The organism is Vibrio campbellii CAIM 519 = NBRC 15631 = ATCC 25920 (assembly GCF_002163755.1).
Lineage (GTDB): Bacteria > Pseudomonadota > Gammaproteobacteria > Enterobacterales > Vibrionaceae > Vibrio > Vibrio campbellii.
In genome coordinates this window covers 767233-791386 of sequence record NZ_CP015863.1, presented here as the reverse complement: position 1 = coordinate 791386, position 24154 = coordinate 767233, and the positions used below count along the sequence as shown (strand labels likewise).

The 24154-nt window shown below is 46.9% G+C and carries 24 protein-coding genes; 7 read left to right on the top strand and 17 right to left on the bottom strand.

Going from position 1 to position 24154, the window contains the following annotated elements:
* Window positions 1–26: 26 nt before the first annotated feature.
* The 4 genes from A8140_RS03775 to A8140_RS03760 all read left to right on the top strand — a co-directional run bounded on the left by A8140_RS03775 (window position 27) and on the right by A8140_RS03760 (window position 4973).
* Window positions 27–1592, top strand: a complete 1566-nt coding sequence (locus tag A8140_RS03775) for a GGDEF domain-containing protein (RefSeq protein ID WP_005530673.1) — start codon at window positions 27–29, stop codon at window positions 1590–1592.
* A gap of 218 nt (window positions 1593–1810) precedes the next feature.
* Window positions 1811–3187, top strand: a complete 1377-nt coding sequence (gene ppnN, locus A8140_RS03770; protein WP_005530670.1) for a nucleotide 5'-monophosphate nucleosidase PpnN — start codon at window positions 1811–1813, stop codon at window positions 3185–3187.
* A 58-nt stretch (window positions 3188–3245) separates the two neighbouring features.
* Window positions 3246–4028 carry a flap endonuclease Xni gene (xni, locus tag A8140_RS03765; RefSeq protein WP_005530669.1) on the top strand — a complete coding sequence of 261 codons (783 nt, stop codon included), beginning with the start codon at window positions 3246–3248 and terminating at the stop codon, window positions 4026–4028.
* A 192-nt stretch (window positions 4029–4220) separates the two neighbouring features.
* Entirely contained in the window at window positions 4221–4973 is a 753-nt protein-coding gene (locus tag A8140_RS03760; protein ID WP_005530666.1) for a DNA/RNA non-specific endonuclease, read from the top strand.
* An 89-nt stretch (window positions 4974–5062) separates the two neighbouring features.
* On the opposite strand, the gene rlmM is transcribed toward A8140_RS03760, so the two are convergent.
* The 7 genes from rlmM to pomA all read right to left on the bottom strand — a co-directional run bounded on the left by rlmM (window position 5063) and on the right by pomA (window position 11965).
* Window positions 5063–6154 carry a 23S rRNA (cytidine(2498)-2'-O)-methyltransferase RlmM gene (rlmM, locus tag A8140_RS03755; RefSeq protein WP_005530665.1) on the bottom strand — a complete coding sequence of 364 codons (1092 nt, stop codon included), beginning with the start codon at window positions 6152–6154 and terminating at the stop codon, window positions 5063–5065.
* Window positions 6154–6549 (bottom strand): DUF423 domain-containing protein, encoded by a 396-nt coding sequence (locus tag A8140_RS03750; protein WP_005530663.1) that lies wholly within the window; start codon window positions 6547–6549, stop codon window positions 6154–6156. The genes rlmM and A8140_RS03750 overlap by 1 nt, the downstream gene beginning before the upstream one ends.
* On the bottom strand, window positions 6539–7162 hold the full coding sequence (locus A8140_RS03745; RefSeq protein ID WP_005530661.1) for an alpha/beta family hydrolase: 624 nt from the start codon (window positions 7160–7162) through the stop codon (window positions 6539–6541). The genes A8140_RS03750 and A8140_RS03745 overlap by 11 nt, the downstream gene beginning before the upstream one ends.
* Window positions 7143–8063: a transcriptional regulator GcvA gene (locus A8140_RS03740; protein ID WP_005530659.1), complete on the bottom strand. Its 921-nt coding sequence runs from the start codon at window positions 8061–8063 to the stop codon at window positions 7143–7145. Before A8140_RS03740 ends, A8140_RS03745 begins: the two co-directional genes overlap by 20 nt.
* A 534-nt stretch (window positions 8064–8597) precedes the next feature.
* Entirely contained in the window at window positions 8598–10046 is a 1449-nt protein-coding gene (gene thiI, locus A8140_RS03735) for a tRNA uracil 4-sulfurtransferase ThiI (protein ID WP_005530656.1), read from the bottom strand.
* Window positions 10047–10243: 197 nt separating this feature from the next.
* The gene (locus A8140_RS03730) at window positions 10244–11188 is read right to left on the bottom strand and encodes a flagellar motor protein MotB (RefSeq protein ID WP_005530654.1); all 945 of its coding nucleotides are present in this window, start codon (window positions 11186–11188) and stop codon (window positions 10244–10246) included.
* A gap of 15 nt (window positions 11189–11203) precedes the next feature.
* Window positions 11204–11965 (bottom strand): flagellar motor protein PomA, encoded by a 762-nt coding sequence (gene pomA, locus A8140_RS03725; RefSeq protein ID WP_005530650.1) that lies wholly within the window; start codon window positions 11963–11965, stop codon window positions 11204–11206.
* A gap of 265 nt (window positions 11966–12230) precedes the next feature.
* Between pomA and xseB the strand changes: the two genes are divergently transcribed.
* Genes xseB through dxs form a run of 3 tightly spaced genes read left to right on the top strand, consistent with a single transcriptional unit; the run spans window position 12231 to window position 15264 of the window.
* Entirely contained in the window at window positions 12231–12473 is a 243-nt protein-coding gene (gene xseB, locus A8140_RS03720; protein ID WP_005427560.1) for an exodeoxyribonuclease VII small subunit, read from the top strand.
* A gap of 21 nt (window positions 12474–12494) precedes the next feature.
* Window positions 12495–13379 carry a (2E,6E)-farnesyl diphosphate synthase gene (ispA, locus tag A8140_RS03715; RefSeq protein WP_005530648.1) on the top strand — a complete coding sequence of 295 codons (885 nt, stop codon included), beginning with the start codon at window positions 12495–12497 and terminating at the stop codon, window positions 13377–13379.
* A 19-nt stretch (window positions 13380–13398) separates the two neighbouring features.
* On the top strand, window positions 13399–15264 hold the full coding sequence (gene dxs, locus A8140_RS03710) for a 1-deoxy-D-xylulose-5-phosphate synthase (protein ID WP_005530647.1): 1866 nt from the start codon (window positions 13399–13401) through the stop codon (window positions 15262–15264).
* Between the two features lie 105 nt (window positions 15265–15369).
* Here the strand turns inward: dxs and pgpA are convergent, their stop codons facing one another.
* The 10 genes from pgpA to proB all read right to left on the bottom strand — a co-directional run bounded on the left by pgpA (window position 15370) and on the right by proB (window position 24132).
* Window positions 15370–15873 (bottom strand): phosphatidylglycerophosphatase A, encoded by a 504-nt coding sequence (pgpA, locus tag A8140_RS03705; RefSeq protein WP_005530644.1) that lies wholly within the window; start codon window positions 15871–15873, stop codon window positions 15370–15372.
* 57 nt (window positions 15874–15930) lie between these two features.
* On the bottom strand, window positions 15931–16896 hold the full coding sequence (gene thiL / locus A8140_RS03700; RefSeq protein ID WP_005530642.1) for a thiamine-phosphate kinase: 966 nt from the start codon (window positions 16894–16896) through the stop codon (window positions 15931–15933).
* 78 nt (window positions 16897–16974) lie between these two features.
* Entirely contained in the window at window positions 16975–17442 is a 468-nt protein-coding gene (nusB, locus tag A8140_RS03695; protein WP_005440182.1) for a transcription antitermination factor NusB, read from the bottom strand.
* On the bottom strand, window positions 17442–17912 hold the full coding sequence (gene ribH / locus A8140_RS03690) for a 6,7-dimethyl-8-ribityllumazine synthase (RefSeq protein WP_005440184.1): 471 nt from the start codon (window positions 17910–17912) through the stop codon (window positions 17442–17444). The genes nusB and ribH overlap by 1 nt, the downstream gene beginning before the upstream one ends.
* 169 nt (window positions 17913–18081) lie before the next feature.
* A complete protein-coding gene (gene ribBA / locus A8140_RS03685) occupies window positions 18082–19191 on the bottom strand; it encodes a bifunctional 3,4-dihydroxy-2-butanone-4-phosphate synthase/GTP cyclohydrolase II (RefSeq protein WP_005530639.1) in 1110 nt (369 codons plus the stop codon).
* A gap of 159 nt (window positions 19192–19350) precedes the next feature.
* Window positions 19351–20004, bottom strand: coding sequence for a riboflavin synthase (locus A8140_RS03680; protein WP_005530636.1), 654 nt, complete (start codon window positions 20002–20004; stop codon window positions 19351–19353).
* A gap of 11 nt (window positions 20005–20015) precedes the next feature.
* A complete protein-coding gene (gene ribD / locus A8140_RS03675) occupies window positions 20016–21140 on the bottom strand; it encodes a bifunctional diaminohydroxyphosphoribosylaminopyrimidine deaminase/5-amino-6-(5-phosphoribosylamino)uracil reductase RibD (RefSeq protein ID WP_005530635.1) in 1125 nt (374 codons plus the stop codon).
* Between the two features lie 7 nt (window positions 21141–21147).
* Window positions 21148–21597: a transcriptional regulator NrdR gene (nrdR, locus tag A8140_RS03670; protein WP_005424846.1), complete on the bottom strand. Its 450-nt coding sequence runs from the start codon at window positions 21595–21597 to the stop codon at window positions 21148–21150.
* A gap of 127 nt (window positions 21598–21724) precedes the next feature.
* Entirely contained in the window at window positions 21725–22975 is a 1251-nt protein-coding gene (locus tag A8140_RS03665) for a glutamate-5-semialdehyde dehydrogenase (RefSeq protein ID WP_005530633.1), read from the bottom strand.
* A gap of 17 nt (window positions 22976–22992) precedes the next feature.
* Window positions 22993–24132 carry a glutamate 5-kinase gene (proB, locus tag A8140_RS03660; protein WP_010648200.1) on the bottom strand — a complete coding sequence of 380 codons (1140 nt, stop codon included), beginning with the start codon at window positions 24130–24132 and terminating at the stop codon, window positions 22993–22995.
* Window positions 24133–24154: the final 22 nt, after the last annotated feature.

Here is a 24154-nt window from a genome sequence, read left to right as displayed (position 1 = left end):
TACATGGACTTAACCGTAGTCGCTTCATGGGAATCTTGGAATCCGATATTCAGTCGCAGCTTCATCAGCTGAGTTGTCAACTTGACCAACTCAGGCTGACTCATCGTGATACTTCGCTCAAATTTCAACGTGAGCAGCAAGTTCTAAAGCGAGTTGTGGCATCATTGTCTTCTGCTTGTCAGGGTTCAAACTCTCAAGTAACCAACTACCTGCTCGAAATTCAGCAAGAACTTGAACATCAAAAAGATGTCAGCACGCTGATCCCTCGTTTGGCAGTGCTAGAAAGAATGCTCAAACAGCAGTCTAAGACGATGGAAAAACAGACCGGTTATCTCGACGAACAAATCAAACACAGTGGTGAAACGCTTCAACGTATCACTGGCTTGCCTGCGCAGCTAAAACGCGAGTTGCGTAACCTAATGAGCTTTTCGGAAGTTCACGCCGGGACCAAAGTCGACCAAGCAACCAAACTGCTGAGCATCTACGAACGTGCGCTCAAGATCATCACTTCCAACTCACGCCTTAACCTTGGCGAACTAGAAAACGGCCCGGATAAATCTCAATTAGAGTGCCTTGCCAGCGATCTCCAACACACCATCACCGAACTCGACTTCGAGGGTGAATCCGGTGATCAACTGTTGGATATTCGCGCCAAGTTACTGTTGGGGGTGAATGCAGAATCGCTTATCGAACTGACGTTAAATACTCTTAAACTGGTCGTGGAAGCCACTAAGTACGAACGTAAATCGTCAGAACAGTTCCTAGAGCAGTTGAACACCTCGCTTTCGAGCAACCTTAAAACCATTCACCAGAACGTCGACCAACACCAAACCTACTTTGAACATCGCCAAGAGTTAAACTCTGAGATGACCTCCTTGGTGGAACGCAGCCAGGAGTCGGTCGAACAAGCACAAGATTTAGAAGAATTGAAAGGGGAAGTGTCACCACTTCTGGCCAAAATGGCGTCACTGACCGAACGCTTAAGAATGACGGAAGAGCGTGAACAAGCACTTCAGGAGCGCTTGAGTTACAGCAAGAATCAACTGGAAGCCGTATTCGAAAGCACACAAGACTATCGCCGACGTTTGGAAGACCAAGCTCAGCGAATACTGCTTGATCCGCTCACCAAGGTATACAACCGTGCAGCATTCAACGACCGATTGGAACTGGAATATCGTCGCTGGATCCGTTCACAGCAGAACCTACGCGTGGTGCTGTTTGATGTTGATAACTTCAAAGCAGTCAATGACAGCTATGGCTACACTGCTGGCGACAAAGCACTGAAGATCATCGCTCGTACCATGAATAAGCGTATCGCCGATACAGAAACCGTAGCTCGCTTTGGTGGTGAAGAGTTCATCTTACTGATCCCAGAACAATCAGAAGAGTACACGCTAGAACTGATGAAAAATATTCAGCGTGATATCAGTAAGCTGCCATTTAAATTCCGTGAACAAAACATCATGATCACGTTGACCGCCGTTTCGACTTCATTCAGAGAAGCAGACAACCCAGAATACGTCTTAGATCGCCTTGGTAATATGCTAAAAGATGCCAAACAGCGCGGTAACAACCAAGTCAACTGGACCTAAAAGCGTTCAAAAAACAACCAAACAAACCACTTTCACCCTCTGTTTTGTCATATTGCCTCAAAATTTCAACGAGTTATCACGTTTCTCCCCTCTTAGTCTGCTAAGCTGTTTAAACGCTATAAAACAAAGTCTGCCAACCACTTGAGTAGAACGACACGTATAAACTAAGTGGGTGTGTTGGTTTCTACCCTATAAAAATGCATTAGCAAGGAGGCCTTATGATTACCCATATAAGCCCCGCAGGTAGCATGGATTTGCTATCACAACTGGAAGTTGAACGTCTTAAGAAAACCGCATCAAGTGAGCTGTACCAGCTCTACCGTAACTGTACGCTTGCGGTCCTCAACTCTGGTAGCCATACCGACAACTCAAAAGAGCTGTTAGACAAATACCTTTCATTCGATGTGAATGTAATGCGTCGTGAGCGTGGTATCAAGCTTGAGCTTGCTAACCCGCCAGAGCACGCGTTCGTTGATGGCGAAATCATTAAAGGTATCCAAGAGCACTTATTCTCTGTTCTGCGTGACATCGTATACGTAAACATGCACTTGGCGGACAACCAACGCCTTAACCTCACTAACGCCACTCACATAACCAACCTCGTATTTGGTATCTTACGTAATGCCGATGCTTTAACGCCTGGCATTGAACCAAATCTGGTGGTGTGTTGGGGTGGTCACTCCATCAACCCAACCGAGTACCAATACACTCGCGAAGTAGGTAACGAATTAGGCCTGCGTGAGCTGAACATCTGTACGGGCTGTGGTCCGGGTGCAATGGAAGGTCCAATGAAAGGCGCAGCGATTGGTCACGCCAAACAGCGTTACACCGAGCAGCGTTACCTTGGTTTGACAGAGCCTTCAATCATTGCGGCTGAGCCACCAAACCCAATCGTGAATGAACTGGTGATCATGCCAGACATTGAGAAGCGTCTTGAAGCCTTTGTTCGTATGGCGCACGGCATCGTTATCTTCCCTGGTGGTCCTGGTACAGCCGAGGAACTGCTGTACATCTTGGGTATCATGATGCACCCAGAAAATGCTGACCAACCAATGCCAATCGTACTAACTGGCCCGAAAGAGAGTGAAGCCTACTTCCGCTCTATCGATGCTTTCATTGCTGACACCCTGGGTGAAGAAGGTCAGAAACACTACCAAATCGTGATTGATGATCCCGCAGAAGTGGCTCGCATCATGAAACGCTCAATGGAAGACGTTCGCCAGCATCGTAAAGAAAAAGGCGATGCGTACAGCTTTAACTGGTCACTGAAGATCGAGCCTGAGTTCCAACTACCGTTTGAGCCTACTCACGATGCAATGGCAAGCTTAAACTTGAACATCAACCAGAAACCACAAGTTCTGGCAGCAAGTTTACGTCAAGCCTTCTCAGGTATCGTAGCAGGTAACGTCAAAGCTGAAGGGATTCGAGAAATCGAACGTAAAGGCCCGTTCACCATCAATGGTGAGCCAGTCTTGATGAAGAAGCTCGACAAGCTATTGAAAGACTTTGTTGCTCAACACCGCATGAAACTTCCTGGCGGGACGGCTTACGAACCATGTTACCGCATCGCCCATCAGGAAAATGGTGGTCGATAGATAACTCAGCTTTGGTTACACTAGGGGCATTACGCCCCTTTTTTATTGCTAAGTCATTATGTCTATTCATCTTGTTATCATTGATGCCCTAAACCTGATCCGCCGCGTGCACTCAGCGCAACCCGATCCTACTGACATAGCAAGAACCATTACCACCACAGGCAGAACACTGACTCGCATCCTGTCTGAAGCGCAACCGACGCACATCATCGCGGTATTTGATCACCATGAACAAGATCGCGGCTGGCGCGCAGAAATTCTCCCGGACTACAAACAAAACCGAAAGCCCATGCCAGAGCCTTTGATGAAGGGCTTAGATGCGATCCAACAAGCGTGGTGGGAACAAGGTATTGATTCGCTGCTGTCTGAAGGCGACGAGGCGGATGACTTGGTTGCAACTCTGGCCACCAAAGTCGCCAGTCACGGAGAGAAGGTCACGATAGTCTCGACCGATAAAGGATACTGCCAGTTGCTGTCCCCGACTTTGCAAATCCGTGATTACTTCCAACACCGCTGGCTGGATGAGCCGTTTATCGAAAAAGAGTTTGGCGTAAAACCATCCCAGCTTGCCGACTACTGGGGCTTAACGGGCATCAGTTCAAGCCAAGTTCCGGGCGTTCCCGGTGTAGGTCCAAAAGCAGCAAAGGAAATTCTCACTCAGTTTGAGGACATTGAAGCGGCATTCGCAAGTGAAGAGCTGGTACCGAAGTATCGTAAGAAGTTGGATGAACACATTGAGTCTGCGCGTCTATGCAAGCGAGTAGCAGCGCTGAAATGCGATATCGATCTCGGCTTTAACCTGCAAGATATTCGCTTTACCGGACCAAATAAAGCCGAGTAAGCACATCTCTTTATGCCGTCAGTTTTGGGTTAGACAACACGTTTATAAAATTTGTTGTGTAACCCTTTACATTCACAGCAATGATATTTACCCCATTATTAACCTACAAGGTACTGATTAATTTATAAGCTAATTCACAGTCTTAGTAAGTAATTTCATTATTTTCAGATCTCCCTGTAACGGAGAAAAATAATGAAAAACATAATCTTAGTCTCTTTAGTAACACTCCTATCCCTCCCTGCTCTTGCTGAAACTTGCGGTCAACACCTTGATAAAGGCATGCCTTCAACCAACAGCGATCAGTTCCTTTGCCGAGATGGCTATGCGGTTGGGTACAACTATGACACCAAAAACGCAGACTGGGTTGCTTACCACATCACCGCGGAAAGCGTGAACATCACCAACAAACGCAGCAACGCCTTCAAAGAAGACTCCGAAATGCCGGATTACGCACGCTCTACCCTAGCGGACTACAAAGGCTCAGGGTACGACAGAGGACACCTTGCGCCATCAGCGACAATGGATTTCAGCCAAGAGTCAATGAAGCAAAGCTTTTTGATGAGTAACATGTCTCCTCAACTTCCGGGGTTTAACCGAGTTGGTTGGCGAGTTTTAGAAGAGCATGTTCGTGATCTCGCCAATGAATACAACGAGCTTTATGTGGTAACTGGGCCGATTTATCAAGGCAACGAGGGAACAATCGGTAATGGCGTGGTGATCCCAAGCGCGTTTTACAAAGTCATTCTTGATCCAAGCTTTGATGAAGCCATTGCGTTCATTGTCCCACACCGTGATGTTTCAAGCTCTGAGTTAGCCAACTTTATTACCACCATTGACGAAGTTGAGCGTCAAACTGGATTAGACTTTTTTGCTCAAACGCCAGATAGCATCGAAGACAACATGGAATCATTAAGATGGGAAGAAATGTGGCCTACCAGCAACTAAATAACGCTCACGGTTCTTAGACCGCAATAAAAAAGCGCCCTACTGTAGGCGCTTTTTTGATTCTGCTCTATCGCATAGTAACGCGTAGATTAGTGTGGAGAGATGTTAGACAAACACTGAATGTGAATCGTGATCTCTTCGCGGTCATGGTACAAGTGCTTCGCTTGCAGCTTGAATTTCACCTTGTTCTCAATCAGGAACGTTTTTAGGTTCTCAAGATCTTGCAGCACTTCGTCGTAGCGACCTTTCATTGGTAGCTTAAGGTTGAAAATCGCTTCTTTCGCCCAACCTTTTAGCAGCCACTGACCCATAAGGTGTGCAACGCGTGCTGGCTTCTCAACCATGTCACACACAATCCAAGTCACGTTTTTACGGTCTGGTTCGAATTTAAAGCCATCCACCATGTGGTGTTTAATTTGACCCGTTTCCATTAGGCTATCCGCCATCATGCCGTTATCCACACAGTGAACAAACATCGAACGTTTCACCAATTGGTAAGTCCAACCGCCCGGACATGCACCTAGGTCAACACCCCACATACCAGGAGCTAAACGCTCATCCCACTCCTCACGAGGAATAAAGACGTGGAACGCTTCTTCCAATTTCAGCGTAGAACGGCTTGGCGCGTCTGCAGGGAACTTAAGGCGAGGAATGCCCATAAAGAACTGCGAGTTGTTGCCCGGGTATGAGTAGCCGACGTAACAATGACCCGGAGCCACAAAGCAGATATGCAGCACTGGCTTCTTCGCGTTGTCTTTGTTCCACATAAGACCTTTACCACGCATCGCTTGACGCATTGGTACCGTGAACTTTCGGCAGAACTTCAGTAGTTCTTTCGCTTCGTTAGTGTCTGGGGTTTCAATACGCAGATCACCACAACGCGGGAATGCTTCAATTTCAGACAGTTCAGCCAAAATAGGGCTGATACGGTCATCGCTTGGTAGCGCTTCAAACTCAGCAGCCACTGCAAACATCTGACGTGCAAAAATCAGTGCGCTAAAGTCGATGCCTTTTGCTAGTTTGTCTGCGTCTCCATCTTGGTAACACTCGAAGACAACATAACCTGAGTTTTTCCTCACACGAGGGAAGCCATACACTTCCAGCTGTGTTGCTTTGTCCTGAATTTCACCAGCACACTCTTTCTCAAAGCCAGAACGGCAATAGAGCATTAGTTGTTTCACTAGGAGACCTCTTTGATATTAAACGCAGCAAAAAAGAACAGACACCAGCCGATCATGAACAACAATCCTCCCATTGGAGTAATTGGTCCAAACCACTTAATGCCCGTCAGCGCCAGCGCGTAAAGACTGCCGCTAAAACAAAAGATGCCGATGATAAAGCAAATCGCCGCGATGAAAAAATACTTTTGTGCTTTTTGTCCCAAATTGAGCAACAGCAAAATTGCACAAAATGCGATAGCCAAAGTATGGATGAACTGGTACAGAACGCCGGTTTCAAAGACGCCGAGCACATAAGGCGATAACTTCGCTTTCAAACCATGTGCAGCAAATGCACCTAGAGCTACTGATATCAAGCCAGAAAGACCAGTAAACGAGAGTAACCACTTACTTTTCACGGTACACCTCTTTAATAAATACCGCTAACTGCTCCACTGTCGAGGCAATGTTATCTGCTTCTGTATAACCTGATCTCTTGCGTGGCTTAAAACTGTGGTCACCGTCTGGCAGAAAGCTCACTGTAATCTGCTCTGATAATGCAAAGCCTTCGAACTCTTCGCGCTTACCGAATGTATCGCGCTCACCTTGTAGAATTAAGGTTGGCTTGTCGATGCTAGCTAAATGCTCACCTTTGTATTTCTCTGGCTTACCGGGTGGGTGAAAAGGAAAACCTAAACAAGCAATACCCGCCACCAGCGCATTGTCAGCAAGTAAGCTCGACATACGTCCACCCATCGACTTGCCACCAATCACGATAGGTCGAGTAGTAAAGTGAGCGATCACTTCTTCATAGGCTTCAAGAAGCTTTGGCGCACGATCTGGCGGACGCTTCTTACCGTCTTCCGCTCGCTTAACCATATAAGGGAAATTAAAACGCACCACGCGTATACCCTGCTCAACTAATCCTTTGGCAACAGCAGTCATGAAATCGTGCTCCATACCTGCCCCTGCGCCGTGAGCAAAAATAAACAGCGGTCCGTTTTCAGGTCCCTCAGCTATCCAATGGCTCATCCAATACTTCCTCTTGTTCTTTTCTCGCAGTAGCCAGCATCCAGTCTCTAAACGTCGCGATACGTCCCATGTCCGCTTGCTGTTCGTGGCACACTACGTAGAAGGCATTCTTCGACACCAACACTTCATCAAATGGCGCGATTAAGCGTCCCGCTTCCATTTCAGGTTTGGCGAGTACGTTGTTTCCTAGGGCGATACCTTGTCCGTGAGCAGCAGCTTGTAACACCATGGTCGAGTGGCTAAAAATCGGTCCATGATTCACATTGATGCCTTCGATGTTCTGCTGGCGAGCAAACTGCTTCCAATCTTTACGAGAAGTATCATGTAACAAGGTGTGTAATTTGAGGTCACTTAGAGATTCTAATGGTTTGTTACCCAAAAGTAACGAAGGTGAACAAAGTGGGATCAAAAACTCTTGGTAGAGTTTATCAGCACGTAAACCAGGCCAGTTACCTCGACCATAATAGATAGCCACATCAACATCATCAGTCAGTGAACCTTCATCCATATCAACCGCTTTGATACGCACGTCAATGTCTGGTTCTTGGGCATTAAAATCGGCCAAACGCGGCACCAACCACTGGATAGCAAAACTTGGTGGCAAACTGATGGTCAGCGCCCCTTTTTCACTACGTTCCAATACTTTATCGGTCGCTTCAGCTATCGAAGTGAAGATATCTTTGATGTCCAGAAAGTAACTTTGCCCCTCTTCTGTCAGCAACAATGAACGATTGCGACGACGGAAGAGTTTCAACGATAGGAACTCTTCAAGAGCCTTAATCTGATGACTTACAGCCGCTTGAGTAACAAACAACTCTTCAGCGGCACGGGTAAAACTAAGATGGCGAGCAGCCGCTTCAAAAACGCGAAGTGAATTCAACGGAGGCAATCTGCGAGACATTATGGGACCTCAAGTAGGATTAGTTTTTTTTATCTGAAACATTATAAAATGTCCGTTGCCGAACAGCCAGATAAATTCTATATTTCACCCCGCAACACGAGCCTGAACGGCTTGATTCAGTTTGTGAATCAATTGGCTTCGTTGTTGCGATGTTGTGTTTGCAAACTCGTATTTCGAGTTAGGTAGATTTCTACCATATGTTTTGTCCACACTCTCTGTGACAAAACAGATACTTCCTGTATTTATTTTGACCTGTCTGTCAAATTTCTTGCACCGCCTTATTAGGCGGTGTTTTTTTATCTGAAAAATCCCACCGTCCCTCTTCTCCAGGAATTGGTATCCACATCACCTTTTCAGCCGAACTTCGGATTAATTATCGTTATATCAATACCAATTACGAAGTGTGAGATTGAGTTCAATATTATCACTTTATAAAACAAAATTTTGCACGAGTTAAAACTAAAAAAGCGCAAGCTGATTTCTCAGTCTACGCTTTGTGATTCTCTGCTTTGCTACGCGGTTGAGAGCGCGCGATTAAGGGCGGTAAACCTTCACGTTGTTGAAGCCTTGCTCTTGCAAGTAAAGCGCTTGCAGACGGCTCATCACGCCACGGTCACAGTACAGTAGGTATGTCTTCGCTTGGTCTAGATCGCCAAACTGAGTACCCAGCTTGTAGAACGGAATGTGTTTTACTTCAACGCCATCGATTTCTAGTGAGTTATCGTCTTCCTCTTCAGGGCTACGAATATCCAGTACGATTGCGTGCTCTTCTACAGCTTGTACTTGCTCAACTTCTGGAGCCGCTTGCTTAGACTCTTTCGCGATATCACGGATGTCCATCATACGAGCGTCTTGAACCACTTGTTCAAGGATGCTGAAGTCGAATTTCTGCTCTTCTGCTTCGAGCTTGCCTTTCACCGCTTTCACAGTTGGCTTCTTAGAGATAACACCACAGTATTCTGGCATTGTCTTCGCGAAGTCTTCAGTGCCGATTTCACGCGCTAGGTTAACTATGTCTTCTTTGTCCCAGTTGATTAGCGGACGCAGGATAAGAGTATCTGTTACGTTATCGATGTGGCGTAAGTTAGTTAGTGTTTGACTTGATACCTGACCTAGCGCTTCACCTGTCACTAATGCTTCGATCTTCATCTTCTGAGCAATCATGCCTGCGGCACGCATGAACATACGCTTCAGTATCACGCCCATTTGGCCGTCATCAACTTTCTCCAGGATTTCAGCCACTACCGGTTCGAAATCAACTGAGATGAAACGTACTTTTGCTGAAGAACCGTATTTGTTCCATAAGTAGTGAGAAACCTGCTTAACACCGATTTCGTGCGCTGGACCACCTAGGTTAAAGAAACAGTAATGCACTTTAGAGCCACGTTTGATGTGTAGGTAGCTTGAAACACCAGAATCAAAACCACCTGAGATCAGGCTGAGTACGTCTTCTTGTGTACCTAGTGGGAAACCACCTAAGCCTTTGTGACTTGCCAATACTTGGTTTAGCCTGTCGTTAGTTACTTCAACGTTGATCGTTACATCCGGCTTGCTGAGCTTAACGCGAGCGCTTTCTACGGCTTGGTTAAGACCGCCACCTACGTAACGCTCTAGCTCAATAGAAGTAAAGTCGTGTTTACCACGACGCTTTGCGCGCACAGAGAAGGTCTTGCCTTCGATCAGTGAACCGCTTAGCTCTAAAACCTGCTCGTAAATATCGTGCAAGTCTTTGAATTCAGTTTGCTTTACTTCAAGGACGTGGCGAATACCTGGCGTGTGAGTCAGGATTTCTAAAACTTCAGCGTGGAACTCATCACTCTCAGAGGTCACTTCAATGTGATCACGACGGTTGAATACCGCGACAGATTCCGTACGGCTCTTAACGATGTTACGAATGTTGCACTCTAAAATCTTTGTGAAGCGCTTACGCACAGATTCACTTTTTACAAAAATTTCTGGATGGGGCTTTACAATAAATTTCATAGTCTAGTTCGCAGGTTAGTTTCGCAATCAACAATGAGTGAGGCTCCACCTAGATGCTTCGCACGCAGAAAAATTGCGTTTTGGTCATAAAGGTAGCCTGAGCTCACTTCAAAGGCGCAAGATTATACACCTAAGCGAAATGGAATGACAAAAAAAGCGAGCTAACGCTCGCTTTTAGTATAGAAACAAATATCCGCTTATTGAATTACGGGCACTTCTTCGCTGTAAAGTGGCTCACCTTGCATGATGCTGATTTCAACACGGCGGTTAAGTGCACGGTTCGCATCAGAATCGTTTGGTGCTAGCGGTTCGGTATCGGCCATGCCTCGCACTCTTAAGCGTTGGTGCGAGAAGCCTCTTACTTTCTCCATCTCTTGAGCAACAGACACCGCTCTTTGCGACGACAAATCCCAGTTAGAACGATACAGCTCAGAATCCAACGGTTGGTTGTCCGTATGTCCAGACACTCGAACAATGCCTGGTACGTCTTTGACCAGTTCGGCAATCTGGCGTACCAGCGGTCTGAACTTCGGCTGCAAGAACGCAGAGCCTTCAGGGAAAGCACCTTTCTCACGCATTCGAATCACGATCTGCTGACCGAGATTTTCGACCTCAATTGCGCCTTGCTCAATTTCACGCTCCAACGCTTTCTTGATGCTTTCCATCAAGGTTTCCATCTCTTGCGATGTTTGTTCAGACTGCTGTTGTTGCATGTCTGATTCCGCCGATTGGTTGTTATGCGTTGACGTTTCTGGCGATTGACCACCCGTTAGCTTACCTTGGTCTCGCTTAGTACCACCCGCTCGGTCAGATTCTCCTTCATGGAACTCCAACGTCTGCTGAGTGATGTCCATGGTTTGCTGCATGATGACATCAATAGGTGTTGGCTCTGGTCGGCCCGGTCGAAACTCTTGCGCAATGATGCTGGTGCCCTTTGGAATGTCCTTCACTTCAAGTTGGTTCTGAACACCAAAAGCAAACTTCATCGAACCCGCAATCTGTTTGAACTTCAGTACGTCCATTTCCGAGAACGAAAGCAGCAATACGAAGAAACACATCAGAAGTGACATTAAGTCAGCGAATGTCCCCATCCACAGCGGGAGGCCGGGTGGTGGACAATCACATTTATTATCTTCATCCATCAGATGACCTCCGGATTACTCATCGATCTCGAGAGCGCGTTTACCCTCGTTGAGGTAGTTCTTCAGGTAACTGTCGATAACACGTGGGTTCTGACCATCTTGGATTGCCAAAACGCCATCCATAATCAAACGACGGTTTAAGGTTTCTTGATCGCGGCGCAGTGAAAGCTTATCGGCAATTGGGAAAAACACCATGTTAGAAAGCACCGCACCGTATAGTGTGGTCAAAAGCGCTACCGCCATCGCAGGGCCGATCGCTTTTGGGTCATCCATGTTTGAAAGCATGGCTACCAGACCAACCAGTGTACCGATCATGCCCATCGCAGGAGTTACGTCACCAAACGCACGAAATACACCGGTACCTTGAGTATGACGCTCGTCGGTAAGTGCAATGTCTTTCTGTAGTGCCGCACGTACAACGTCGGCATCATGTCCATCAACCAGTAAGTCGATGCCTTTCTGCATAAAGCTGTTGTTGATTTCCATCTCTTCAAGAGCAAGGAAGCCACCTTTACGTGCCGCGTCTGCCATTTCAACAATCTTAGCGATCAGGTCTTCTGGCTCATCCGCTTTAAACATGAACGCTTTACCAGCGATCTTAGTCGCGCCAAAGAACTGCCCCATGGTGAACTTCATCAGCACAACAAATGCCGAACCACCAACTACGATTAGGATTGAGGTGACGTCTACGAACATGCCAATGCTGCCACCTAGCACCATCGCCATAATGACGAATGCAAAACCACCAATCAAACCTATTAGGGTTGCTAAATCCACAAAGCACTCCTTTCGCTATACTTAAATATTGCCTAGTCAGGCGAATTATTACTTGTATCGACAACTAGAACAGTTTTTTTAGAAAAATCTTGGTCAATACATCACAAAAAGATCGTTTAGGCTCGAACTAAATGATCGAGATTGTCTCATCAGACCCGTTGAGAGCTAATTTTGTGACAATTATATAAGGTTAAATTTGACCAACTTAGTAGGCTAAGGTAACTTGCGTGCATTCTATTAGAGGCTTGATTAAGGCAGATAAAAGATGGCGGTCAAGAAACCAGAAAACATGACCTTCGAAGCAACCATTGAAGAGCTAGATAGCTTGGTTGATCAACTAGAGAATGGCGATCTTGCCCTAGATGATGCCCTACGTAAATTTGAGCGTGGCATTGCACTGGCTCGTGCTGGTCAAACTAAACTGAGCGACGCCGAACAGCGCGTTAGCATTCTTCTTAGCGAAGATGATGAAGCACCACTGAGTGACTTCAACCCTGAGTCAGAATAATTATCAGTAGTGAGCAATGTGATGCAAGAGACATTGACGTCTTATCAACAAAGAAACAACCAACAACTCAATCAGTGGCTTGAGCAACTGCCTCATCAAGAACAGCCGCTGATTCAAGCGATGAAATACGGCCTACTACTAGGTGGCAAACGTGTTCGTCCTTTCCTTGTTTACATCACAGGTCAAATGCTGGGTTGTAAGCCAGAAGATCTTGATACGCCCGCTTCTGCAATAGAGTGTATCCATGCCTATTCTCTGATTCATGATGATCTACCAGCCATGGATGATGATGATTTGCGTCGCGGTCAACCAACTTGTCACATCAAGTTTGACGAAGCGACAGCCATCCTAACTGGTGATGCACTTCAAACGCTTGCCTTCACCATTCTTGCCGAAGGCGAACTGAATCCGAACGCAGAGAACCAGCGTATAAAAATGGTACAAGCTCTAGCGCAAGCCTCTGGTGCTGGCGGTATGTGTCTTGGCCAGGCGTTGGATTTGGGTGCAGAAAATCGTCGTGTATCCCTCGCAGATTTGGAAGAAATTCATCGCAATAAAACTGGTACACTGATTAACTGTGCCGTAAAACTGGGCGCGTTAGCCGCAGGCGAAAAAGGCCTAGAAGTTTTGCCACACTTAGAACGCTACTCAAAAGCGGTTGGTTTGGCGTTTCAGGTTCAAGACGATATTCTTGATATCATCAGTGACACAGAAACACTGGGTAAGCCTCAAGGTTCAGACCAAGAGCTGAATAAGAGTACTTATCCATCTCTACTGGGTTTGGAGGGAGCAATGGAGAAAGCTCACACTCTGCTACAGGAAGCGCTTCAAGCATTGGAAGCAATCCCATACAATACTCAGTTACTCGAAGAGTTCGCCCGATATGTCATCGAGCGCAAGAACTAAACTATAAGCGCGCATTTATATGACTCTTGATATTTCAAAGTACCCAACACTGGCGTTAGCAAATACACCGGAGGAGTTGCGTCTTCTTCCGAAAGAAACATTGCCAACATTGTGCGATGAACTACGCACGTATCTGCTAAATTCAGTGAGTCAGTCTAGCGGACACTTAGCGTCTGGCTTAGGCACAGTAGAGCTAACCGTAGCTCTGCATTATGTATACAACACACCCGTAGATCAGTTGATCTGGGACGTAGGCCATCAGGCGTACCCACACAAGATTCTCACTGGTCGTCGTGATCGAATGCCAACTATCCGTCAGAAAGACGGCCTTCACCCATTCCCATGGCGTGAAGAAAGCGAATACGACACCCTTTCTGTTGGCCACTCCTCCACTTCTATCAGTGCTGGTCTTGGCATGGCCATCAGTGCGCAAAAAGAAGGTGAAGGTCGTAAAGTGGTCAGCGTTATTGGCGACGGTGCAATCACCGCTGGTATGGCTTTCGAAGCGATGAACCACGCTGGTGACGTTCACCCAGATATGCTGGTGATTCTGAACGATAACGAAATGTCGATCTCAGAAAACGTAGGCGCACTGAACAACCACCTTGCTAAAGTCCTTTCTGGCAGCCTATACACCTCTATTCGTGAAGGCGGTAAGAAAGTGTTGTCTGGCGTTCCACCAATTAAAGAGCTGGTTCGTCGTACGGAAGAGCACCTAAAAGGCATGGTTGTTCCTGGCACGTTATTCGAAGAGCTAGGCTTCAACTACATCGGCCCTATTGATGGACACGATGTGAATGAGCTAGTCAAAACGCTGAAAAACATGCGTGAGCTGAAAGGCCCTCAATTCCTGCACATCATGACCAAGAAAGGCAAAGGTTATGAGCCAGCAGAAAAAGACCCTATTGGTTATCACGCTGTGCCAAAGTTTGCTCCCTCAAACAATAGTTTGCCGAAGAGCAGCGGTGGCAAGCCAACCTTCTCTAAGATCTTTGGTGATTTCCTATGTGACATGGCAGCGCAAGATCCTAAGCTGATGGCGATTACGCCAGCAATGCGTGAAGGCTCTGGTATGGTTCGCTTCTCGAAAGACTACCCAAGCCAATACTTCGATGTTGCCATTGCAGAGCAACACGCTGTGACTCTCGCGACAGGTATGGCAATTGCGGGCGATAATCCGATTGTAGCAATCTACTCTACCTTCCTACAGCGTGGTTACGATCAGTTGATTCACGATGTGGCGATCATGGACTTGCCGGTGATGTTCGCTATCGACCGTGCTGGTCTGGTTGGTGCAGATGGTCAAACTCACCAAGGTGCGTTCGACTTAAGCTTCATGCGTTGTATCCCGAACATGGTGATCATGGCTCCAAGTGACGAAAACGAATGTCGTCAAATGCTGTACACGGGTCATAAGCACACAGGTCCAAGCGCGGTTCGTTACCCACGCGGTAGCGGCATGGGCACAAACATCGAAAAAGACTTCACTGCACTTGAAATCGGTAAAGGTCGTATCGTTCGTAAAGGTGAAAAAGTGGCAATTCTTAGCTTCGGTACCTTCTTAGGTTACGCGCTAGAAGCAGCTGAAAACCTAAACGCAACGGTAGCAGACATGCGCTTTGTTAAGCCACTTGATGAAGCCTTGATCCGACAGCTAGCAGCTGAGCACGATGTGCTAGTTACGCTTGAAGAAAACGCGATTGCTGGTGGTGCTGGCGCGGGTGTGGTTGAGTTTATGATGCAAGATAAGATCATCATGCCTGTACTCAACCTTGGCCTGCCAGATCGCTTCGTTCCTCAAGGCACACAAGACGAGCTACACGAAGATCTTGGCTTAGATGCGAAAGGCATCGAGAAGTCGATCAACGATTACTTAGCTAAGTAAGCGTACGTAATACAACAAATTAAATACAGAAAAGGGATGCCGTAGCATCCCTTTTGTTTATTTGTCGATTGTCAGTACTATGCCACAAGTACTACGCGATAAGTACTACATCCAGCCTGCGTATTTCGCCAATAAAAACAGTGCGATACCCGCCATAATGCCTGCCACGATATCATCAATCATGATACCTAAACCGCCGTGAACACGTTTATCCAACCAACCTATTGGCCATGGTTTTACCATGTCAAAGAAGCGGAACAAGATAAAGCCAGTTAGTAGCCACTTCCATTCCGTCACTGGAATATTCAATGCTGGCACAAGGCTCATAGTGATCCAAAAGCCCGCAAACTCATCCCATACGATAGAGCCATGGTCGTGAACGCCCATGTCATCTGATGTCACTTGGCAAATCTTAATGCCAATCACGCAGGAGAAAAGCACGACAACCACATAAAGTGGAAAAGGCAGTTGTGCCAACAGGAGGAACAACGGCACTGCCGCAAGCGTCCCCATTGTCCCAGGCACTACTGGTGATAAGCCGCTACCAAAACCTGTCGCCAAAAGATGCCACGGGTTCTTTAATGAAATCAGAGAGAGAGGGTTGGTCATTTCCTTAAACCTATACTGCAAGTTTGGTATCAATCTTAGGCTAACGCCTAGCTCAGATTATTTAAAGTGGTCAAAGCCGCTGAGATCCCAATCAAGAGGTTGATTGTTATCGTGCAGCTCAAACGTGCCTCTTGGTCGAATCTGGCCAATACACGTGACTTTACATCCCGTGTGCGACAGTGCGCTTTGCAATGAACCGTGGTTCTGCTCTGGCACAGTAAAACACAGCTCGTACTCTTCACCACTTGATAAAGCATACTGCTGAGCGCTGACCTTATCATCTAAAAACTGAACTAATTCTGAAGATATCGGCAGCTGGGAGACATCCAGGCTAACCCCCACATCAGAACGTTTGAGAATGTGCTTGATATCAGAGATCAAACCATCAGAAATATCAATCGCCGACGATGCCAACCCAATCAGTGCTTGTCCGGCTAATACGCGAGGAGTACTGAGATAATGTGCTTTTTCAAGCTCTGGCGCTGCAATGCGTGAGCGCAGTGAATCATCCAAAATCACATCCAGACCAGCTTTGGCATCACCAAGGTTACCTGTCACATACACCCAGTCACCGACTTTTGCTCCAGAGCGAGTCAAAGCTTTGCCCTCTGGTACAAAGCCTTGCACCGTAAGTGTCAGGCTCAGTGGACCTTTGGTGGTATCACCGCCAATGAGTTGAATACCAAAGTAGTCTGCCAGCTCAAAAAATGCATCACAGAAGGGCGCAAGCCATGCTTCATCTGGCTCAGGCATGGTCAATGCAAAGCTCACCCAAGCTGGGGTTGCACCCATTGCAGCCAAATCACTGATGTTAGAGGCCAGCGCCTTATGCGCGACCCAAGCAGGATTGGCATCGGCAAGAAAATGAGTACCAGCCACCAGCGTATCGGTGCTAATGGCAATTTGTACGTTGTCTGGCGCTTTCACTAACGCACAATCGTCACCTGCCGCTAGGTGTACGTCTTTGCGCTGGTTTTGGCGTCCAACAAAGTACTTGTCGATCAGATTAAATTCACCAGACATTGTTCACTTACTGTTTGATGTAAAAGCTTTTGATACAAAAAAGGTCAGCATCTGCTGACCTTTTTAATGAAGAAATCGTTATTTCTTACGTACGTGTGGCGCCGCTTTATCTAGCACACCATTCACAAATTTGTGGCTGTCTTCTGCCGCGAATACTTTTGCAAGTTCAATCGCTTCGTTGATTACCACTTTGTAAGGAACATCTTCGCGACGAGTCATCTCGTACATAGCAAGGCGAAGAAGAGCAAGTTCCATCATGTCTAGGTCCTGCATTGGACGTGACACGTATGGACGGATTTTGCTATCTAGCTCAGAGTGGCTAAGTACAACACCGCTTAGTAGTTCACGGAAGTAAGCTACGTCTGTTTCTGGAGCAGCTAGTGCAGGCTCAGATGCGTGAAGTTCTTCTTCATCGTATTTGTCGCCAGACAAAAACTGTTCTTCGATCGTGGCAACATTGTCTTTAGTAATTTGCCATGAGTAGATCGCTTGTAGCGCGAATTGACGTGCGTTACGACGTGCGGCTGGTTTCACACTGGCCCCCATTAGGAATCAATTTCAGATAGTACGTTAATCATTTCAAGTGCGCTTAGTGCAGCCTCTGCACCTTTATTACCAGCCTTGGTTCCTGCGCGTTCAATCGCTTGATCGATAGTATCAACAGTCAGTACGCCAAACGCCACTGGAAGACTGTATTCCAGAGAAACTTGTGCAAGACCCTTGTTACACTCACTACAAACATAGTCAAAGTGTGGTGTACCGCCACGGATTACTGTACCTAAAGATACGATTGCATCGTACTTACCAGTCTTAGCAACACGTTGAGCTACTAGAGGTAGTTCTACGGCACCTGGACAACGAACAACAGTGATGTTGTCTTCGCTTACTTGTCCGTGACGCTTTAGTGTATCGATCGCACCAGATAGTAGGCTTTCGTTAATAAAACTGTTGAAACGAGAAATAACGATAGCAATTTTTGCATTTGGCGCTGGGAAGCCACCCTCGATCACTTTCATAAGCTTTCCTTTAACTCTATTTATAAGTGAAAATTGTTCATCAAGTGAGAATCGCCGGATTCTATCACAAATTTGTGAGCAATATCTAATGGAAATTGGAGACGAATCACGAGTTCCTAGCCTTAACGATGATAAGTACTCGCAAGACTAGGAACCTGTAAGTCAGTTGTTATTCGCAGACGTACTCAACTACGTTCAGGCCAAAACCGCCTAGCGCGTGGTACTTTTTGTTGGTCGAAGAAAGCAGACGCATATCGTGCACGCCTAGGTCAGCAAGAATTTGCGAACCAACGCCTACACGGCGAGAAGTGCCTTGTTTCTTCGCAAGTGTTGGGGCTTCACCTTTATCTTGCGCTTCAAACATCTTAACGCGGTGAACAAGTAGATCGGTTGATTCTTCATTGCCAAGTACAACCAATACACCACCCTCTTCGCCAATGCGCTTCATTGCCTTCTCTAGTGTCCAACTGCGCTCTGCATTGCGGTCACTACGAAGTACATCGGTAAAGACATCTTGTAGGTGGACACGAACCAATGGTGCATCTTTTGTTAGGTCATCTTTACACATAGCGTAATGTACTTGGTTATCGATAGTGTCTTTGTACGTCACCAGCGTAAACTCGCCGAACTCCGTTGGTAGTGCGCATTCTGCCACTCGCTCAATGGTCGTTTCTGTGTTGTTGCGGTATTCGATAAGATCCGCAATGGTACCCAGTTTCAAACCGTGCTTTTCAGCGAACACTTCTAAATCTGGGCGGCGCGCCATCGTGCCATCGTCGTTTAGGATTTCAACGATAACCGACGCAGGCTCAAGACCTGCCAGACGAGCCAAATCACAACCAGCCTCAGTGTGGCCTGCGCGAGTTAGAACACCACCATCTTGTGCTGCTAGAGGGAAGATGTGACCCGGTTGTACTAAGTCCGCCGCTTTTGCGTTTGGCGCGACTGCAGCTTGTACAGTGCGAGCGCGGTCCGCTGCAGAAATACCCGTTGTTACACCTTCAGCGGCTTCAATAGAAACCGTAAAATTGGTGGTGTATTGTGCGTTGTTGTCTTGCACCATTGGCGGAAGGCCAAGGCTCTCACAACGAGTTTTTGTCATGGTTAGACAGATTAAGCCACGGCCATGCGTAGCCATAAAGTTGATAGCTTCCGGCGTAATGTGCTCGGCAGCCATGATCAAATCACCTTCATTCTCGCGGTCTTCATCATCCATTAGGATGACCATTTTGCCTGCGCGAATGTCATCAATAATCTCTTGAGGCGTGCTGATAGGCATATTCTGTTTCCCGTTATTCAAAAATTTATTATTGCAGCAGCAATGCGTTTAACGTTTCGTTGAGTTACGTCTACTGGCTTGGGTCAGCAAAGCAGTTTGAAGCCAACCTTTATTAAGTCAATTAACCTGATAACGTTCTGTGATTGTGGTCGGTTTCGTTTAAGCAAAACCATTTTGCTGCAAGAAATCCATGGTAATTCGTGATTCTTGCGACTCTTCTTTTTGACCTTGTAGCAAACGCTCCATGTAGCGAGCTAACACGTCCACTTCGAGGTTCACTTTACGACCAACTTGGAACTGATCGATGGTCGTCTCTTCACTGGTGTGAGGAACAATCGTTAATTTAAAACTATTCTTACGTAGGTCGTTGACGGTCAGACTAATGCCATCCACTGTGATAGAGCCTTTTTCTGCCACGTACTTACAAATTTCAGCTGGCATCTCAACCCAAAATTCAATCGCACGGCCGACTTGATTACGTTCAACAATCACCCCCACGCCATCGACGTGACCAGACACTATGTGGCCACCAAAACGAGTGGTCGGTAGCATGGCTTTTTCGAGGTTCACTTTGTCACCAACTTGGTAAGCAGCAAAACCGGTTTTGTTCAGCGTTTCCAGTGACAAATCCGCACTGTAGTAGTGACTACCGAAGTCGACGACTGTCAAACACACACCATTGGTCGCGATACTGTCGCCTAACTTAACGTCAGACATATCCAGCTTGCCTACTTCTACCGTCACGGTGATGTCTTCGCCTTTTGGCGTAATAGCAGTCAGCTTACCAACTGCCTCTACAATTCCTGTAAACATAATGCTTCTTTCTAGCTTTGGTTGCGTTTGACGGTTGCGGTAATGCGAATATCCACACCCACCATTCGAACATCGGTAATAGTTAAATCGATAACTTGGGCCATCTCAGTTAACCCAAGTGCACCAATCAAGCCTCGTCCATCGCTGCCCATCAATTTGGGTGCAAGATAAACAATCAGTTCATCTACAAGGTTAGCTTTGATTAACGAACTCGCGAGCGTCGCTCCAGCCTCGACCCACAAGTGATTGATATGGTGTCCGCTTGCTACATTTCTTAGTGTCGCCGCTAAGTCAATTTGGCCGTTTTCACCCAGTTCAGGGACCATATCGCCACCTTGGCTGACAATGATACGCTCACCATCAGTATTGAATAGCTTTAGATCATCACTAAGTTGAGACTGGCGATCGAAAATAACGCGCGGAGGCTGACGGACATCCTCTTGGGGATATTGCGTTTGCACGCTTTTTGGCAAATCCTCCCAGCGAACGTTCAATGACGCATTGTCATCAATCACGGTTTTGCTGGTTGAGAGAATCCCACCGCTCAATGCACGATAACGCTGTACATCCTGGCGAGCCTTTGGGGAGGTGATCCATTGGCTTTGACCATTACTGAGTGCGCTTTGTCCGTCTAAACTGGCCGCCATTTTCAACTGAATGTATGGCATGCCCGTTTGCATGAATTTGATGAAGCCTTTGTTCAGTTCAATAGCTTCGCTTTCTAACAAGCCGACCTGAACTTCTACCCCTGCATCACGCAGCATTTGAAAACCGCGCCCAGCGACTTTCGGGTTGGGATCTTCCATCGCACAGACAACGCGCGCGACTTTGGCTTTGATGAGTCCTTCAGCACAAGGTGGCGTGCGGCCATAGTGAGAACAAGGCTCCAACGTTACGTAAGCTGTCGCACCTTGGGTTTTATCCCCCGCCATACGCATGGCGTGGACTTCGGCATGAGGCTCGCCTGCACGGTGATGATGACCTTCGCCAACTATCTCACCGTCACGGACAATAACACAGCCTACATTAGGATTCGGAGCCGTCGTATAAATGCCGCGTTTCGCCAGCATGAGCGCACGCGACATCATTTCGAAATCTTGAGAGGTAAATGGTGAAGAAGTGTTGTGTTGAGCCATGATTCAATCAGTCTTCTAGACGTGCAATTTCTTCGCCAAATTCACGGATGTCTTCAAAGCTGCGGTAAACCGATGCGAAACGGATATAAGCGACTTTATCCAGCTCTTTTAATTGGTCCATAACTAGATTACCAATCATCTCGCTAGGTACTTCACGCTCACCAGTGGCACGTAGTTGTGACTTAATCATGCTAATCGCTAGCTCGATAGAATCGGCACTCACTGGACGTTTTTCTAGGGCACGCTGTATACCACCGACCATCTTGTCTTCATCGAAGGGTTCGCGGTTACCGTTTGACTTAATCACTTTCGGCATCACCAACTCTGCCGTTTCAAACGTAGTAAAACGTTCGCTACATGCAAGACACTGGCGACGACGACGAACCTGATGGCCGTCCGCAACTAAGCGGGAATCAATTACTTTTGTATCGTTCTCAGAACAAAAAGGACAATGCATATCACCTCCAAATAGCGTGCGATTGGGTTCGTCCCAAAAGCAAGACTAGTGTAGCGGAATTGCTATGTTAGAGAAAACAAAAAGGGGCACTACTGCCCCTTTTTCAATCAATATCAGACGTTTTCTGTTAACTGCGTGCTAGGTAGTTTGCTTTACCAACCCATTTGTAGCTGGTTAGCTCTTCCAAGCCCATAGGACCACGTGCATGCAGTTTCTGAGTGGATACCGCTACTTCTGCACCAAGACCAAACTGAGCACCATCCGTAAAGCGTGTTGCCGCATTGACGTAGACTGCGGCAGAACCCACTGAGTTGATGAACAACTCTGAGTTTTCTAGGCTGTTAGTCATGATCGCATCTGAGTGACTCGCGTTGTGAACACGCATGTGATTGATCGCTTCTTTCACATCAGCAACCACTTTTACACCAAGCGTGTAACTTAGCCATTCCGTATCAAAATCGCCTTCACCCGCATCACGAATTTGCTTTGCTTGCGCCATGAGCGCTTTTGCTTTTGGCTCCGCAACGAAGGTCACTTTGTCGTTCATGCGTTCTACAATCATTGCTAGGAATTGCGCTGCCACTTTTTCATGAACAAGCAGAGTATCTAACGAGTTACATGCTGAAGGACGTTGAACTTTTGAGTTCTCAACAACATTCAATGATTTTTCTAGATCCGCAGACTCATCAACAAAGATGTGGCTAATCCCAAAACCACCAATGATCACTGGAATGGTGCTGTTCTCTTTACACATTTTGTGTAGACCAGCGCCACCACGTGGAATGATCATATCGACGTAATCGTCTAGTTTTAGCAGTTGAGAAACCAACTCGCGGTCTGGCTTTTCAATGTATTGAACAGAAGCCGCTGGCAAGTTAGCTTTCGCCAGCGCAGATTGAATAACCTTTACCAATTCCATATTAGAAAAGAACGTCTCTTTGCCACCACGAAGGATGCTTGCGTTACCTGTTTTTAGACACAGTGCAGCAATATCGATGGTTACGTTTGGACGCGCTTCGTAAATCACGCCAACCACACCAAGTGGTACGCGACGACGAGACAGAGACATGCCGTTTTCTAGCACTTTGCTGTCAATCTCGCTGCCCACAGGGTCATTTAGACTGATTACGTTACGCACGTCATTGGCAATGCCTGTTAGACGCTCTTCGTTCAATAGAAGTCGGTCAAGTAGAGCTTCGGTTAGACCCGCTTCGCAGCCCAGTTCGATGTCTTTTGCGTTTGCAGCCAAAATAGTTGCTGCGTTAGCTTCTAGCTCATCAGCAATGATCGCTAGTGCTTGGTTCTTTTGTGCGGTTGACGCTGTCGCCAATTCGAAAGCTGCATCTTTGGCAGCTTTACCCATATTCGTTAAATCCACGTTGCTTCCCTCAATTTCTATTCTTGGATGACGACAAGATCATCGCGATGAATCACTTCTGAGCCGTAGTCATGACCCAAAATAGAGATGATATCTTTACTGTGCTTACCGGCGATTTTCGCGAGGTCTTCACTTGAGTAGGCGCTGATACCACGAGCAACCAGTTTGCCGTGAGAGTTTGTTACGCGTGCCACTTCGCCACGAGCAAAGTCACCGCTTACCTTAATAACGCCTTTTGCAAGCAAGCTGCTACCTTTGCCAACAACCGCATTCACTGCACCATCGTCGACAATGATGTCACCAGATGCCGCAGGGCCCGCTAATATCCAGCGTTTACGGTTTTCTAGCGCTTCTTCACAAGGAAGGAAACGCGTGCCTTGTGGCTCTGAGCTCAATGAGTCAAAGATAACATTTGGTGCACTACCTGCTGCGATAATCACCTCAATGCCTGCACGTCGAGCGATGTCTGCCGCCTGAAGCTTGGTTGCCATGCCGCCAGTACCTAGCGTTGTGCCGCTACCACCCGCAATCTTACGCAAAGTATCATCGATGGTTTTCACTTCTTTGATCAGTTCGGCATTTGGATCTTTACGAGGGTCTGCGGTAAACAAACCTTTTTGATCTGTTAGCAGCAGTAATTTGTCTGCACCACACAAAATCCCCACCAAAGCAGACAAGTTATCGTTGTCACCAACTTTGATCTCGTTGGTTGCTACTGCATCGTTTTCGTTCACGATAGGAATAATGTCGTTTGCAACCAGAGCATTGATGGTGTCACGCGCATTTAGGAAACGCTCGCGATCGTCCAAATCCGCACGAGTTAGCAGCATCTGACCAATTTTGATGCCATAAATGCCAAACAAAGACTCCCATGTTTGAATCAAACGGCTCTGGCCCACAGCAGCAAGCAACTGTTTGCTCGCCATCTCGTTGGGCAGTGCGGGGTATCCAAGATGCTCACGGCCTGCTGCAATCGCACCAGACGAAACCATTACTACTGAATGGCCTTGTTTTTTTAGCTCAGCACATTGACGAGCCAGCTCTACCATATGAGCACGGTTTAACGCCAAAGTGCCGCCTGTCAGCACACTTGTACCCAGTTTCACAACGACGGTCTGTGGTTGCGAAACAACTGCATTCTGTTGATTCGTTGTCATGATGTCTTCTGAAATGAAAAAC